Source organism: Ponticoccus litoralis, assembly GCF_039769985.1.
GTDB classification, from domain to species: Bacteria; Pseudomonadota; Alphaproteobacteria; order Rhodobacterales; family Rhodobacteraceae; genus Ponticoccus; species Ponticoccus litoralis.
Genome location: NZ_JBDNCH010000002.1, coordinates 1,125,777 through 1,140,440 on the forward strand (window position 1 = coordinate 1,125,777; position 14,664 = coordinate 1,140,440).

General features: G+C 69.6%; 12 protein-coding genes and 1 pseudogene. 10 read left to right on the forward strand and 3 right to left on the reverse strand.

From position 1 onward, the window contains the following. Window positions 1–80: 80 nt before the first annotated feature. From ABFB10_RS06610 to recR, 5 genes are all read left to right on the forward strand, one after another. Window positions 81–1,841 carry a DNA polymerase III subunit gamma/tau gene (locus ABFB10_RS06610; protein ID WP_347165907.1) on the forward strand — a complete coding sequence of 587 codons (1,761 nt, stop codon included), beginning with the start codon at window positions 81–83 and terminating at the stop codon, window positions 1,839–1,841. Window positions 1,842–1,923: 82 nt separating this feature from the next. Further along, window positions 1,924–2,358, forward strand: a complete 435-nt coding sequence (locus tag ABFB10_RS06615) for a hypothetical protein (RefSeq protein ID WP_347165908.1) — start codon at window positions 1,924–1,926, stop codon at window positions 2,356–2,358. Between the two features lie 94 nt (window positions 2,359–2,452). Next, a complete protein-coding gene (locus tag ABFB10_RS06620) occupies window positions 2,453–2,797 on the forward strand; it encodes a YbaB/EbfC family nucleoid-associated protein (protein WP_347165909.1) in 345 nt (114 codons plus the stop codon). Between the two features lie 188 nt (window positions 2,798–2,985). After that, window positions 2,986–4,050 carry a TraB/GumN family protein gene (locus ABFB10_RS06625; protein ID WP_347165910.1) on the forward strand — a complete coding sequence of 355 codons (1,065 nt, stop codon included), beginning with the start codon at window positions 2,986–2,988 and terminating at the stop codon, window positions 4,048–4,050. Beyond that, window positions 4,047–4,643 carry a recombination mediator RecR gene (gene recR / locus ABFB10_RS06630; protein WP_347165911.1) on the forward strand — a complete coding sequence of 199 codons (597 nt, stop codon included), beginning with the start codon at window positions 4,047–4,049 and terminating at the stop codon, window positions 4,641–4,643. The genes ABFB10_RS06625 and recR overlap by 4 nt, the downstream gene beginning before the upstream one ends. Before the next feature lie 251 nt (window positions 4,644–4,894). Here recR and ABFB10_RS06635 read toward each other — a convergent pair whose 3' ends face one another. Next, on the reverse strand, window positions 4,895–5,668 hold the full coding sequence (locus ABFB10_RS06635) for a DUF1013 domain-containing protein (protein WP_347165912.1): 774 nt from the start codon (window positions 5,666–5,668) through the stop codon (window positions 4,895–4,897). 158 nt (window positions 5,669–5,826) lie between these two features. Here ABFB10_RS06635 and ABFB10_RS06640 point away from each other — a divergent pair, with 158 nt between their 5' ends. Then, window positions 5,827–6,462, forward strand: coding sequence for a ribonuclease T2 family protein (locus ABFB10_RS06640; protein WP_347165913.1), 636 nt, complete (start codon window positions 5,827–5,829; stop codon window positions 6,460–6,462). A 379-nt stretch (window positions 6,463–6,841) separates the two neighbouring features. Beyond that, window positions 6,842–7,696 carry a DUF4394 domain-containing protein gene (locus tag ABFB10_RS06645; protein WP_347165914.1) on the forward strand — a complete coding sequence of 285 codons (855 nt, stop codon included), beginning with the start codon at window positions 6,842–6,844 and terminating at the stop codon, window positions 7,694–7,696. A gap of 111 nt (window positions 7,697–7,807) precedes the next feature. Here ABFB10_RS06645 and ABFB10_RS06650 read toward each other — a convergent pair. Continuing rightward, window positions 7,808–8,454: pseudogene (locus tag ABFB10_RS06650) on the reverse strand (sulfotransferase family 2 domain-containing protein). A 77-nt stretch (window positions 8,455–8,531) separates the two neighbouring features. Between ABFB10_RS06650 and ABFB10_RS06655 the strand changes: the two are divergent. The 3 genes from ABFB10_RS06655 to ABFB10_RS06665 all read left to right on the forward strand — a co-directional run bounded on the left by ABFB10_RS06655 (window position 8,532) and on the right by ABFB10_RS06665 (window position 12,714). Then, on the forward strand, window positions 8,532–10,157 hold the full coding sequence (locus ABFB10_RS06655; protein ID WP_347165915.1) for an AMP-binding protein: 1,626 nt from the start codon (window positions 8,532–8,534) through the stop codon (window positions 10,155–10,157). Then, complete coding sequence (locus tag ABFB10_RS06660) at window positions 10,154–11,545, forward strand: COG3904 family protein (RefSeq protein WP_347165916.1); 1,392 nt, start codon at window positions 10,154–10,156, stop codon at window positions 11,543–11,545. The genes ABFB10_RS06655 and ABFB10_RS06660 overlap by 4 nt, the downstream gene beginning before the upstream one ends. A gap of 266 nt (window positions 11,546–11,811) precedes the next feature. Further along, window positions 11,812–12,714 (forward strand): hypothetical protein, encoded by a 903-nt coding sequence (locus tag ABFB10_RS06665; protein ID WP_347165917.1) that lies wholly within the window; start codon window positions 11,812–11,814, stop codon window positions 12,712–12,714. Window positions 12,715–13,131: 417 nt separating this feature from the next. Here the strand turns inward: ABFB10_RS06665 and ABFB10_RS06670 are convergent, their stop codons facing one another. Further along, window positions 13,132–14,550, reverse strand: coding sequence for an SPOR domain-containing protein (locus ABFB10_RS06670; RefSeq protein WP_347165918.1), 1,419 nt, complete (start codon window positions 14,548–14,550; stop codon window positions 13,132–13,134). Between the last annotated feature and the right edge of the window lie 114 nt (window positions 14,551–14,664).

Genomic DNA, 14,664 nt, shown 5'->3' on the forward strand with positions numbered 1-14,664 from the left:
CGGCGGGGCCGTCACGCCCTTCGGCTTGCACCCGATGCCATGCAGCCGATACCCTGCGCCTGCCCGACCGAGGACAGCCCATGACCGACTCGCCCGCCTATCAGGTGCTTGCCCGCAAGTACCGCCCGGAAACCTTCGCCGACCTCGTCGGGCAGGATGCCATGGTGCGCACCCTGCGCAACGCCTTCAAGGCCGACCGCATCGCGCAGGCCTTCATCATGACCGGCATCCGGGGCACCGGCAAGACGACGACCGCCCGGATCATCGCCAAGGGCATGAACTGCATCGGCCCGGACGGCAACGGCGGCCCGACAACCGAACCCTGCGGCCAGTGCGAGCACTGCACGGCCATCATGGAGGGCCGCCACGTCGACGTGATGGAGATGGACGCCGCCAGCCGCACCGGCATCGGCGACATCCGCGAGATCATCGAAAGCGTGCACTACCGGGCCGCCTCGGCGCGCTACAAGATCTACATCATCGACGAGGTGCACATGCTGTCGACGCAGGCCTTCAACGGCCTGCTCAAGACGCTGGAAGAGCCGCCCGCCCACGTCAAATTCATCTTCGCCACGACGGAAATCCGCAAGGTGCCGGTGACGGTCCTGTCGCGCTGCCAGCGCTTCGACCTGCGCCGGATCGAACCCGAGGTGATGATCGGTCTCTTGCGCAAGATCGCGGGCGCCGAAGGGGCAGAGATCACCGACGAGGCGCTGGCGCTGATCACCCGCGCCGCCGAAGGCTCGGCCCGCGACGCGACCTCGCTTCTGGATCAGGCGATTTCCCACGGCGCTGGCGAAACCGGCGCCGATCAGGTGCGCGCCATGCTGGGCCTCGCTGATCGGGGCCGGGTCATGGACCTGTTCGAGCGCATCATGCGCGGCGATGCGGCGGGCGCCCTGACCGAGCTCTCGGCGCAGTATTCCGACGGCGCCGACCCGCTGGCGGTGCTTCGCGACCTTGCCGAGTTGACCCATTGGGTGAGCGTGGTGAAGATCACCCCGGACGCCGCCGAGGACCCGACGATCTCGCCGGACGAACGCGCGCGCGGGCTGGCCTTTGCAGATGGGCTCGGGATGCGGCCCCTCAGCCGGGCCTGGCAGATGCTGCTGAAGGCCATCGAAGAGGTCGCGAACGCGCCCTCGGCCATGATGGCCGCCGAGATGGCTGTGATCCGGCTGACCCATGTGGCGGAACTGCCCTCGCCCGAGGAACTGCTGCGCCGGTTGCAGGACAGCCCGCCCCCGCCCGCTCCCGGCCCCGGCGGAGGCGGCGGCGGCATGGCCCATGGCCACGGCGGCGAGGTGCAGGCGCAGGGCGTGCCCCAGCCCACGCATCCCGGCCCGCGCGGTCCGTCCGCGTCATATGGCAATACCGTGGTGGCGCTGGCCGCCGATCAGGCGCTGGCGCGCTATCCGACCTTCGAGCATGTGCTGGACCTGATCCGCGCCAACCGCGACGTGCAGCTTCTGGTCGAGGTCGAAAGCGGCTTGCGCCTTGCCGCCTACCAGCCCGACCGGATCGAGTTCACCCCGACCGAAACCGCGCCCGCCGATCTCGCCCAGCGTCTCGGCACCGCCCTGCAACGCTGGACCGGCAACCGCTGGGGCGTCTCGGTGGTCAACGGCTGCGAGGCGCAGACGGTCTTCGAGCGGCGCGACGCCGCGCGGCTGGCAATCGAGGAAGAGGCCCGCCAGCACCCGCTTGTGCAGGCCGCGCTGATGGCCTTCCCCAAGGCGCGGATCAAGGCGGTGAAGACTGCCGAAGAGGCGCAGGTCGAGGCGGAACTGGACGCCCTGCCCGAGGTCGAGGACGAATGGGATCCCTTCGAGGAAGAGTGACCCTTCTGCGGACGGCTGCCGTCGCGGGAATGATGATGAGACACGGAAAGACCATGACAAAGCCCCCCTTCTGGCTGCGGCCATGCTGGCTGCAAGCGCCCTGCCCCTTCTTGCCGAACAGTTCTGCGAGCTGGACGAATCCGTCCGGTTTGCCTGCACTTTCGATGGCGGTGCCAAGGCGGTAGAGGTCTGCGATGCCTTCTGGCTGGACGGCGATCAGGCACAGTACGGCTTCTTCCGGCCCGGGCAGCCTCCGGAACTGGCGATCACGCAGGATCTGGCGTCGCTTTACTATACCCCCTGGAACGGCATGGGCGGCGAGCCGTGGTCCAGCGTCACCTTCAACGCGCCGGGCGGCGACTATCGTTACGACGTCTGGTCCTCGGGCGAGACGGGCGGGATCACCGTGATGAAGGGCGCGACCGAAGTCGCCACGCTGACCTGCGATCCCGGCAGCGTCTCGCATGACCTCGACGCCCTGATCGAACGTATCGAAACCGCGCAGATTTCGCCATGAGGTCCGGGCGGGCAATGGCCCTGGCAGCCCGCCCCTTGCCCCTCTCGTCAGCCCTGCGATAAACCCGCAACTTCAGCCCTAGCGGAGAATACCAATGCTCAAAGGTCTCGGCGGCCTTGGCGACATGGCCAAGATGATGAAACAGGCGCAGCAGATGCAGGCCAAGATGGCCGAGCTTCAGGAAAGCCTGAACACGATCACCGTCACCGGCGAAAGCGGCGCGGGACTGGTCAAGGCGACGGCCACCGCCAAGGGTGAGCTGACCGCGCTGGACATCTCTCCGACGATCTTCGACCCGAACGAGAAAGAGGTGGTCGAGGACCTGATCCCGGCCGCCATCAAGGACGCGCAGAGCCGCGCCTCGGAGCGGTCCGAGCAGGAAATGCGCAAGCTGACCGAAGCGATGGGCCTGCCCGCGGACATGAAGCTGCCGTTCTGACCCTTGTGCGGGCGGCCCTTGGGTCGCCGCGCCCTGCCCGGGCCACCGGCCTTGGGGACGCGGCACCGGCGGCCCCGCTGCGGTTCTGGCGCCGCCCGCTGTGAAAAGCGATACAGCATCGTGCGAAAAGGCCCTAGAGTGGCGGCAACAGGCCCCGCAAGCGGGTCGTTGAGCAGGAAACCCGCGCCATGTCCCTTGCCCGCTTCCCCCTGAAAGCCCTTGCCGTCGGCCTTGCCGCGCTGGCAGGCGGGCCCGCGCTGGCGCAGGACTGGGCCACGCGCGACGTCTGCGACGTGCCGCAGGTCGCGCTCTACGAGGATACGCTGGACGCGCCGCTGGCAGAGCTGGAACGGCAGGCCGCGGAGATCCCCAACGGCCTTGGCCGGTTCTGGCGGATCACCGCACCGGGCGGCGCCGTCTCGCATCTGTGGGGCACCTTCCACAGCACCCAGCGCGAGGTTCTGGACCTGCCGGACATGGTGCTGGCCGAGATCGCGCGCGCGAAGACCGTCGCGCTGGAGATCGACCCGGTCTATCCCAGCCGTGCCGCCTATTACGCCGATGTCACCCACCAGGGCCGCTACATCGCCGACGGCCAGCCCTCGGCCTACAACACGCTTTCGCTCGATCCGCGTGTCGACGGCTGGATCCGCGACCGGCTGGACGGCATCGGCTGGGGGCGCGAGGCGACCGACTACCTGACCCTCGGCGCGCTGATGGAGGTGCTGCTCTGGTCGCCCTGCGAGGATTTCGCCTCGGGCACCTATCCGACGCAGGACACGCTGATCCAGACGCTGGGCCACATCAAGGGCGCGCGGATCCTCGGGCTGGAACCGGCGCAGCGCATCCGCCAGAAGCTGGACGGCACCGGCGGGCGGTCGATGGGTGCGGCGATGCTGACGATCTACGGCAGCTATCTGGCCCCGGTCGAGGACTGGAAGGGCCGCGCCACCGGCTTTGCCCTGTATCTTCAGGGCCGTTCCGCCATTGCCATGATGCAGGACCGCGCGCGGATAGAGACCCTCTTCGGCGAGGCCGGGCTGGAACAGCTCGACGCGCTCGACAGCTGGCTTCTGGACGAGCGCAACCATGACTTTGTCGAGGCGGCGGCACCCGCCCTCGACGCAGGCGGGGCCTTTGTCGCCGTGGGCAGCTTTCACCTGCCGGGAGAGGCGGGCATGGTGGCGCTGTTGCGCGACCGGGGCTACCGGGTCGAGCGGGTCGCCGTCCCCGGAGAGGTCCAGACCCCGTGAGCCGCCCCAACGATCCCATCGACGCGCTGATCGCGCTGATGGCGCGGCTGCCCGGCCTTGGTCCGCGCTCGGCGCGGCGCGCGGTGCTGCACCTGATCCGCAAGCGCGCCGCCCTGCTGCGCCCCCTTGCCGAGGCCATGATGGCGGTGGCCGACAGCGCCCGCGAATGCCTGAACTGCGGCAATGTCGGCACCGAGGACATCTGCGAGATCTGCCGGTCCGAGGCGCGCGGCAACGGGCTGATCTGCGTGGTCGAGGATGTCTCGGACCTTTGGGCGATGGAGCGGGCGAATGTCTTTACCGGGCGCTACCACGTGCTGGGCGGGACGCTCTCGGCGCTGGACGGCGTCGGGCCGGACCAGCTGCGCATCCCGCAACTGCTGACCCGGCTGGAGGCGGAGAACGTGACCGAGGTCATCCTTGCCCTGAACGCCACCGTCGACGGGCAAACCACGGCGCATTACATCGCCGACCGGCTGGAGGGGCGCGTGGCGCTGTCCTCGCTGGCGCAGGGCGTGCCCATCGGCGGCGAACTCGACTACCTCGACGACGGCACCATCACGGCGGCGCTGAACGCGCGCAAACGGTTCTGACGCCCGGCAGGACTGCCCCTGCCCCTGCCCTGAAAGGGTGCGAACGGACGCCGGGACGGACAGAACCCGCCACGCCGCCGGCGGTCTCGGCACCGCCCCCCATGCCGGATCACGCAGGCCACCCCCGGGACGGCGCAGGGACCGTCGCCGCATGGTCCGGGGCGGTGGCCGCGACAGGTCCGGTGCGAAACGCAAGACGCCCCGGCGGATCTCTCCACCGGGGCGCCATACTGGGGTCGGTCCGGGCCTGATCAGCCGCGCGGATCGTCGTCCTCTTCGTCGTCGTCGTCGCTGCTGTCCGGCAGGTTGAAGAAGCTGTCGGCATCCGAATAATCGGCGTCGCTCTTCTTGTCCTCGTCCTCGTCATCCTCGCGCGGATCGGACAGCGAGAAGGTCTCCAGCCCCTCGATGGCGGTGGGCAGGCGCGGTTCGTTTCCGTCCATGTCGAGGCTCTGCTCGGTCGAGACCAGCTTGCGGCGCTCGTCGTCGGTCATGACGCTGGCGACGGCCTTCGCGGCCTTGGCAACGGCGGCATCCAGTTCGGTCTGCTTGCACAGGCCAAGGGCGACGGGGTCGATGGGCTGCATGTTCTGGATGTTCCAGTGCGTGCGCTCGCGGATCGACTGGATCGTCGGCTTGGTGGTGCCCACCAGCTTCGAGATCTGGCCGTCGGTCAGCTCGGGGTGGAACTTCACCAGCCAGAGGATCGCGTTCGGGCGGTCCTGCCGCTTGGACAGCGGGGTGTAGCGCGGGCCACGGCGCTTGTCCTCGTCCCGGGCGGCGGGATTGAACTTGACCTTCATCTTGTACAGCGGATCCTTCTCCGCCTTGTCGATCTCTTCCTGCACAAGCTGGTTGTTGGCGACCGGGTCAAAGCCCTTCACCCCGGTGGCCACGTCGCCATCGGCGATGCCCTGGATCTCGAGCTCGTGGAAACCGGTGAAATCGGCGATCTGCTTGAACGACAGCGTCGTGTTGTCCACCAGCCAGACGGCGGTCGCCTTGGGATGCAGCAGCTTGGACATCTTTCTCTTCTCCTTCTCGGTCTGGCGAACGGCAAATCTTCCGCGTACCCCGGGCCGGTGAGGGCCGCGGGAGGCCCCGGATGATCTCCGGGACGGGTTGCCGTTGTCGGGAAACTTGGCCGCTATATAGTGACGCCGAACCCAAAAAGGAAGAGAAAATGCGCCTCGCGACCCTTGCCGCCGCCCTGCTGACCGCCCTGCCCGCGCAGGCCTTTGCCGATGGCGAGAAGGCGGGCGCATTCGATTACTACGTCATGGCGCTGTCGTGGTCGCCGAACTGGTGCGCGCTGGAGGGGGACGCCCGCGAGGCCGAGCAATGCGACACCGACGCGGGCTGGGTGCTGCACGGGCTCTGGCCGCAGTACCATCGCGGCTGGCCCTCTTACTGCCCGACGGTGGAACGCGCGCCTTCGCGGCAGATGACCGGCGCGATGGCGGACATCATGGGCTCGGGCGGGCTGGCGTGGCACCAGTGGAAGAAACACGGCGTCTGTTCGGGGCTTTCGGCGCGGGCCTATTACGACCTGTCGCGGCAGGCCTATGGCTCGATCACCCGGCCCGAGGTCTTCCGCAGCCTCGACAAGGCGGTGAAACTGCCCGCGGCGGTGGTGGAAGAGGCCTTTCTGAAGGCCAACCCGGGGCTGAAGGCCGATATGCTGACCATCACCTGCCGCGACGGCATGATCCATGAGGCGCGGGTCTGCCTGTCGCGCGACCTGATCCCGGTGCCCTGCGGGCGCGACACGATCCGCGATTGCACGATGACCGACGCGCTGTTCACGCCGCTGCGCTAGGCGCGGCCCCAGAGACCCGGCAGCGCGACCAGCCCGCCGCACCTCCCCCTGCGAAACCCGCAGGGCAGCAAGAGCGCGCGCCTCCCTGCTCTGCCGGAATAGCGCGGGCGGGACGGCCGGGGCGGGCGCGTCAGGACGGCGCAGAGACTGGCCTGCGAGGCAGGCCCGGGCCCTGCCGCATACCGTGACAGAGCCCCTCGACGGCGCGACGGGGGCACCGGGCCTGCGGGTGCCGGGCGCCCGGGGGCATCGCAGACCACCATGCCGCAAGGTCAGGCAAAACTTTTGCACCACGCGGTGAAACCGTTTTCGCGGCCTCTTCGTGTCTTCCGTTGCATCGAGGGGCGCGACGCCCCCGCAACCGACAGAGAGGCTTACAATGACCAAGCGTTTCCTGACCGCCACCGCCCTTGCAACCCTGTCCGCTTCGCCGCTTCTGGCGATGGGCCATGCCGGGAACATGGGCTACGCTCTGGCCGATGACGGCGCCACGCTGGTGGTGATGGCCGACATCGCGGCCCCCGGCGAGGCACAGACCTACCCGCTGGACTCCGCCCTCGACGCCATCGCCTTCCGCCCGGTGACCGGCGCGCTTCTGGGCTTCGCCGACGGCATGATCTACACCCTCGACCCGATGTCGGGCGAGATGACCGACCTTGGCGCGGCCTTCGCCGAGGATGCCACGATCGGCGCCGACGCCATGGTCGCCTTCGACTTCAACAATGCCATCGACGCCGTGCGCGCCGTGTCCTCGACCGGGGACAACCTCGTCTACTTCCCCGAGGGCTTCGGCGACGGCGACGAGAAGGCCGGCAAGGTCATGCGCTTCACCGACCTCGCCTATGCCGAGGGTGACGCCAACGCAGGTGCGACGCCGATGATCTTCGCCAACGCCTATACCAACGCCATCAACGGCGCGGTCGCGGGCAGCACCTTCCAATACGCGCTGGACGCGGGCACCGACTCGCTGGTGAGCCTCGCCAACAACGCGGGCACGCTGGAAACCATCGGCAAGGTCACCGTCGAGGGCGAAGAGGTCGACCTCTCCGGCATGGGCGGCTTCGACATCCTGTCGCCCGCCGAGGACGAGAACCAGGCCTATGCGATCCTGCAGATGGAAGGCGCCGAAAGCGCGGGCCTCTACATGATCGACCTTGAAACCGGCGCCGCGACGATGCTGGCCGACCTCGGCATGGGCGGCATCTCGGGCTTCGCTGTCTCTTCGGGCATGTAAGCCCGCACGAGGTAGGGGCGCGGGGTCGCCATTCATTCCCTAAACCGGGATCCTGCGCCTCTTCCGCCCCGCCTCACTCAGGCGGGGCGATTATCGTTCCGGCCCCAGCCGTCAGAAGCGATAGCCGAAGCGTGCGATATCCTCGGCGCAGAGATCCGCCACGATGGCCCGCGTCGCATCGTCGTAGTAGCCGCGCCAACCCGCCGCCCGGTCAGAGCGGTTCCGGTGTCCGATCCCGGGCGTGAAGCCCAGATGGTCCACCAGCGGGGCCCAGTCCTCGGTAAGGTGTTCCAGCCGCAGGAACAGCCCCTTTCCCGCCCCGAAGCATCGCGCATGTAACGCCCGTAGGGCCATGCGCGCAGGCTCTCTTGCGTGTGGGCGTGGCGCAGGAACGCCGCGAAATCCACCGCCTTGGCGATCCGCACCGCCGCGTGGTCGAAACTCTGCCCACGCAGCCAGTGGTAATAGCTGACTACCCGGTCCCGGGGGTTCCGCACGAGGCAAAAGCACAGCATCCGGTCCAGGTCCGCCGCCGTCACGACCCCGTCGATATCCGCCAGCGTCGAATGCTTCCACAGCCGCCCCGCCGCCTGCCCGCGCAGCTTCGCCACCCGCCCCCGGCGCCGTTGCGCCTTTTCGGTATCGCCGATCGGGATGTCGTCGCGATGCGCCCGCGCCTCCAGCGCGGCGGCCATCGAGGTGCCGCCGGTCTTGGGAATGTGAACAAAGACATAGCCGCGCCCGGGCGAGATGATCATGCGCGCCTCCGACGCCCCTTTTCACCCCGCCCAAGCTTGTCCATTATCGCGCCGACCACAAGGCAGGAGGGTATGCGATGGGTTGGCTGAAGGACGAAACCGGGCTGGAGAAGACAGCCGCCAACCACGTACCGCTGACGCCGCTGTCCTTCCTGACCCGCGCGGCGCAGGTCTGGCCGGATCACCCCGCGGTGGTCTACGGTCCGCACCGCAAGACCTATGCGCAGTATATCGAGCGCGCCACCCGCCTTGCCTCGGCTCTGGCGGAGATGGGGGTGCGGCCCGGCGACGTGGTGGCCACGATCCTGCCGAATATCCCCGCGCAGGCAGAGGCGCATTTCGGCGTGCCCGCCTGCGGCGCGGTGCTGAACGCCATCAACACCCGGCTCGACCCCGATACGGTGGCCTATATCCTCGACCACGGCGAGGCGAAGGTGGTGCTCTGCGACTCGCAGTTCGTGGCCGTTCTGGCCGAGGCCATGGACCGCATGGAGGGCACGCCCCCGCAGGTGATCGAGGTGCCCGACGATTTCGCGGGCGTGCACCGGCACTCGGATTATCCGCAATACGAGGACGTGCTGGCGGGCGCCGATCCGGGTTTCGGCTGGGTGCTGCCCGAAGACGAGTGGGAGAGCATCGCGCTCAACTACACCTCTGGGACCACGGGGCGGCCCAAGGGCGTGGTCTACCACCATCGCGGCGCCTATCTGAACGCCATGGGGCAGGTGCTGTCGTGGCGCATGACCCTGCATCCCAAGTACCTGACCATCGTGCCGCTGTTCCACTGCAACGGCTGGTGCCACACGTGGATGATGCCCGCGCTCGGGGGCACCGTGGTCTGCTGCCGCGACATCACCGCCAAGGCGATCTTCGACGCCATCGCCGACGAGGGCGTGACGCATTTCGGCGGCGCCCCCATCGTGCTGAACATGCTGGTGAACGCGCCCGAGGACCAGCGCCGCCCCTTCTCGCACAGCGTCAGCGTCTTCACCGCGGGCGCGCCCCCGGCCCCCGCGACGCTGGCCAAGATCGAGCCCATGGGCTTCGACGTGACGCAGGTCTACGGCCTGACAGAGGTCTACGGCCCCGCCACGGAATGCACATGGCAGGCCCAGTGGGAGCCGTTGCAGGGGGCCGAGCGCGCCGCCGTCAAGGCCCGTCAGGGGGTCGCCATGCCCTTCATGGAAGGCCTCGCCGTGCATGACGAGGCGGGCCAGCCGATCCCCATGGACGGCCAGACCAAAGGCGAGATCATGTTCCGCGGCAACGGCGTCATGAAGGGCTACCTGAAGAACCCCAAGGCCACGCAAGAGGCTTTTGCGGGCGGCTGGTTCCATTCCGGCGACATCGCCGTGCAGCACCCCGACAGCTACGTGCAGATCGCCGACCGCGCCAAGGACATCATCATCTCGGGCGGCGAGAACATTTCGTCCGTCGAGGTCGAAGGCTGCCTGATGGGGCATGACGCGGTGCTGCTTTGTGCCGTGGTGGCCAAGCCCGACGAGAAATGGGGAGAGGTGCCCTGCGCCTTCGTCGAGCTGAAGGACGGGCACGACGTGTCCGAGGCGGACCTGATCGCCTACACGCGTGAGCGGCTGGCGGGCTTCAAGTGCCCCAAGGTGGTGGTCTTCCAGGAGTTGCCCAAGACCTCGACCGGCAAGATCCAGAAGTTCGAACTGCGCGGGCAGGCGAAATCCCTGTGATGCGCCTGTTCCCTGCCCTGATGCTGGCCGCCGCCTCGCTCGCGGCCCCCGTCACCGCCGCCGTGACCCTGTCCGAAGAGCCCGGGCCCATGGGCTGCACCGCGACCCTCTCGGGCCCGCTGACCCCGGAGAGCGCGCAGGCCTTCGCCGCCTTTACCGCCGAGCAGGGCTGGCAGGCCGAGGTCTACGGCACCCGCAGGCTCTGCCTCGACAGTCCCGGCGGCGACTATGGCGCGGCGCTGGAGATCGCGCGGCAGGTGGCAGGCCTTGGCATGGGCACCGCCGTCGGGCCGGGCGCCACCTGCGACAGCGCCTGCGCGCTGATCTTCATGGCCGGGCAGCGGCAGGGCGAAGAAGACCTGCCCCTCACCGACCGGCAGCTGCACCCGCGCGGGCGGCTGGGCTTTGACGCGCCGGCGCTGGTCACCGAAGACCGCAGCCATTCCCGCGCCGAGATCGACGCCGCCTATGGGGTGGCGCTGCGCAGCCTGCGCGACCTGCTGGCGCTGCGCGACGATATCGGCATGACCTTCGCGGAAAGCCTGCTGCTGGAGATGCTGGCCACGCCCCCCGGAGAGATGCGCCGGATCGCCACCGTCGGCGATGCTGCGCGCTGGCGCATGCCCGTGACGCCCACCGCCGCCCCCGACGCGCCGCGCGAGGCGCTGGTGGAACAGGCCTGCGCCAATGCCCAGAGCGCGCGGTACGGGACGCCGGTCGCCGCCGGGATCAGCGACGCGCTGTCCCTGATCGACACCGCGATCGAGACGCCCGACGGCGGCGTCCGCGTCACCACCCTGCCCGCCTTCCTGGGCGATGGCGCCTATGCATGCACGGTCACGCTGTTCCCCGAGCCACAGCCCGGCGGCGCCATCGGCGAGGTCTCCTTCGGCAGCGGCGGCTTCACCGAGGCGCTGGCGACGCTCTACCCCTACATGATGCACCCACCGGACACCGTCCTGACCGATCTGCCGGTGGCGGGCCCGGACCCGGTGGCGGCGCTGAAGCCGGTCCTTCTGGCCTCGGACGCCCGGCCCTTTGCGCCCGCCGCCGGGGATTCCTGCTGGATCGCCGGACCCGAAGTCGCGGTCAGCGAGGTCAGCGAATACGTCAACCTGCGCGGCGGCACCGGCTTTGGCGCCGAGATCCTGCGCGAGGTGCCTCTGGGCGAGGCCTTGACGCTGATCGGCAACCCGGTGGTCGCCGGGCGGCAGGACGAGCGGCAAAGCTGCGCGGCGGCCTGCCGCGGCATGGCCGCCGACCCGGAGGATCCCGGCCCTGCCGGTGCGGTCCGTGGCTGCATCGCCCGCAACGCCGTCTGGTACAGGGTGCGCGACGCCGAGGGCACCGAGGGCTTCATCAGCCGCAAGTTCCTGCGGGCGCGGTAGGGCGGCAAATTCCGTGCACGGAATTTTCAAGGCTCTTGCAAGAGCCTTGGTCGCCCCGCCGGACCGGCCACGCCGCGTTGCCGCACCCTGCCCGGCCCGACGCCATCCCCGCGATGCGCCCCCGGCGTCCCGCCCCCGCAGGCTGTCGCGTCGCGCTCACCTGCGCCATCCCCGGACAACGCGCCCGGCCCGCGCGCGTGCCAGATTGCCCGCCCCCGGCAGCATGATAGCGTCGCCCGAGACCTGAGGCAGAGCAGCCCCGCACGATGACAGCACTGAAAGAGTTCGACCGGCTGGAGGCCACTGGCCTCTGGCGCCCCGCGCCCGACGTTCAACGGCGCGAGGTTGTGGTCTCTCTGGGCGACGCCACCCTGACCATGTCCGACATCCAGAACCGCCCGCTGGCGCATTGGTCGCTGGGGGCGGTGATCCGGGCCAACGGCTCTGCCGTTCCGGCGATCTACCACCCCGACGGCGACCCCGGCGAAACGCTGGAGCTGGGCGAGGGCGAGCGCGACATGATCGCCGGGATCGACAAGCTGCTGCGCGCCATCGACCGCAAGCGCCCGCACCCGGGAAAGCTGCGCTTCCTGCTCAGCGGAACGATTTTCGCAATCCTGCTGGGGCTTGCGGTCTTCTGGCTGCCGGGCGCGCTGGAACGCTACACCGTGCAGGTCGTGCCCATGGTCAAGCGCGCCGAAATCGGCGAGCGCCTGCTGACCCAGATCGCCCGCGTGACCGGCCAGCCCTGCATGACCCCGGATGCCCGCCAGCCCCTGCGCCGCCTCGCGCGGCGTGTCCTGGGGGATACCGGCAGCGTCGTCATCGTGCCCGCCGGGGCCCGCCGGTCGGCCCACCTGCCCGGGCGGATCATCCTGCTGCACCGCAATGTGCTGGAGGATCACGAGGATCCGGACGTCGCGGCGGGGTTCATCCTGACGGAAGCCCTCCGGGCCCGGCAAAGCGACCCGCTTGCGGATGTGCTGGACCACGCCGGGCTCTGGGCCAGCCTGCGCCTGCTGACCACCGGCAACCTACCGGATGCGGCGCTTGACGCCTATGCAGAGCACCTGCTGACCAGCCGCCCCGTCGATCCGCCGATGGAGCCGCTGGCTGGCCGCCTTCTCCGAGGCCGAGCTGCGGTCCAGCCCCTATGCCTATGCGCGTGACATCACCGGCGAGTCCGTCCTGACCCTGATCGAGGCCGATCCCCGCGCGGCGCAGGGCAGCCGCCTTGTGCTGACCGATGCCGACTGGGTCCGCCTGCAGGGGATCTGCGGGTCCTGAGGTCCGAAGGGCGCGGGCATAGCGGGGCCAAGGGACCGGCCCCCGGCGCGGCGACGGCACCCGAAACACCTGCCCATCGCCGGATGCGGCCCGCTGGTACAAGGCTCGGCCCGCGGGTGTCGCGCAGGGCAACCATGGCACCGACGGTGGCCTGCGAAACCGCCGCTTTGACGCGACCAAGAGCCCCTGCCCCGATCCCTGGTTACCGCTGAAGGCACCGCGCCCGTGACGTATCCTGTCACAAGCAAAAGGGGCGACGGATCGCCCCGTCGCCCCTTGCCTGGAAACCTGTACGGCGGTCAGCGCAGGTAGGCCTGCGTGTAGCCGGTGCGCCTGACGGCACTCAGCGCATCGTTCAGGGCGGCGCCCGATGCGAAGGGACCGACCCGGACCGAGCGCATCACCTGCCCGCCCTGCGTCAGCCTTGCCATCTTCACCGGCAGCCCTGCCGCGGTCAGGCGGGCCGCGGCCTCCTGCGCGCCAGAGGCCGAGGTGAAGGCGCCGATCTCGACCCAGCGGTCCGAGGCGGTCGCCACCGGCGCCGCGCCACGCGTGGACATGACCGGGCTGCGATAGGCCTCGCCCTGCGCATGGTACGAAACCGTGGAGCGGTGACCGTATTGCCCCGAGGTCGCGGGATAGCTGCTGTCCTGCACACGATAGGCCAGGATCGGGTCGCGATGCTCGTAGCCGCCGACCCGCTTGATCAGGCGGCGCGGCACGGTGTGGGTCCACAGCTTCTGCGTCGCGTCGTAGCCGTCCAGCGTCATATAGGCCCGGTAGGGGTTCAGGCGGCCGTCCTCCCACGCGGGGCGATACCCGGCGGGCACGACGTTGTCGGACACATCGCGGCTTTCATAGACGTGGCGCGGCACGATGCGGGTATCGCCCGGCAGGTCGCGAAGGCTGCTGTCGTCCCAGCTGCCGCGATTGTAATGCACGGTCTTGCCGGGGGCCGGAGCCTCGCCGCGCCGGATGGTGGTGACATGCGGGGTCGCCTGCGGCCCGCAGCGCAGCGCCACCCTGCGCCCGTCGACGACGCGCGTGGTCTGACCATTCTGGCAGGCGATCTGGGCCGGGACCTTCACGGTCGTGCCGACGCGGTAGGTCTTCAGCGAACCGGGCTGCGCCGTTGCGGCGGGCACGCGGCGCACCACGCGCGGCGGCTCTGCGGCGACTGGCTTGGAGGCCGGGACACGCACCACCTGCTGCGGAGCGGGAGCGGGCTGCGGCGCGGGCTGGCGGACCACCCGCGTTGTCGTCGCGACGCGCGCCGGGGCGGGCGCGACACGCACCGGCGCCGTGGCAGGCGCGGCGCGGGCGGGTGCCGGGGCGGCCACGCGGGCCGGGGCCGTTGCGCGCGCCGTGGGCGCCGGGGCCGCCGGGGTGGCAGCGGGCGGCGTCGTCACGGTGATCTGCACGGGCCGTTCCTGCGGCGCCGGGGCCGCCGCCGTCCGCGTCGCGCCGCCGAAGCTGGTCGGTGTCTGGCCGCAGATATGTTTGCGCTGGCGGGTGACGCGCGGAACCCATGTCACGTTTCCGTCGAACCCGGCCCGAACGAAAACGCAGCCCCGGGCATCCGCGAACTGCGTGCCCTTGAACCCTGCGGGCGGAAAGTTTGCCGGGGTGGCGTCCATCCCCTGTGCCGTGGCAGCGCCGGCAGACAGCGCGAAAAACGACACAACCAATGCGGTCAACTTCATAGAACTCAATTTCATGTCTGCCCCCACAGATATTGCGAAAGCATGCCCGAATGACGCCGGTCTTGTAAAGCCTTGAGAAGCCTTGCAGGCTCGGCGTTTCAGCCGGGCTGACAATCGCCGCGCCGCGCC

Bases quoted from the DNA above. Each gene is read 5' to 3' on its own strand.
- ABFB10_RS06645 (WP_347165914.1), top strand. From the start codon at position 6,842: ATGACCAAGCGTTTCCTGACCGCCACCGCCCTTGCAACCCTGTCCGCT.
- ABFB10_RS06655 (WP_347165915.1), top strand. From the start codon at position 8,532: ATGGGTTGGCTGAAGGACGAAACCGGGCTGGAGAAGACAGCCGCCAAC.
- ABFB10_RS06640 (WP_347165913.1), top strand. From the start codon at position 5,827: ATGCGCCTCGCGACCCTTGCCGCCGCCCTGCTGACCGCCCTGCCCGCG.
- ABFB10_RS06620 (WP_347165909.1), top strand. From the start codon at position 2,453: ATGCTCAAAGGTCTCGGCGGCCTTGGCGACATGGCCAAGATGATGAAA.
- ABFB10_RS06625 (WP_347165910.1), top strand. From the start codon at position 2,986: ATGTCCCTTGCCCGCTTCCCCCTGAAAGCCCTTGCCGTCGGCCTTGCC.
- ABFB10_RS06615 (WP_347165908.1), top strand. From the start codon at position 1,924: ATGCTGGCTGCAAGCGCCCTGCCCCTTCTTGCCGAACAGTTCTGCGAG.
- ABFB10_RS06610 (WP_347165907.1), top strand. From the start codon at position 81: ATGACCGACTCGCCCGCCTATCAGGTGCTTGCCCGCAAGTACCGCCCG.
- ABFB10_RS06665 (WP_347165917.1), top strand. From the start codon at position 11,812: ATGACAGCACTGAAAGAGTTCGACCGGCTGGAGGCCACTGGCCTCTGG.
- ABFB10_RS06635 (WP_347165912.1), bottom strand. From the start codon at position 5,668: ATGTCCAAGCTGCTGCATCCCAAGGCGACCGCCGTCTGGCTGGTGGAC.
- ABFB10_RS06670 (WP_347165918.1), bottom strand. From the start codon at position 14,550: ATGAAATTGAGTTCTATGAAGTTGACCGCATTGGTTGTGTCGTTTTTC.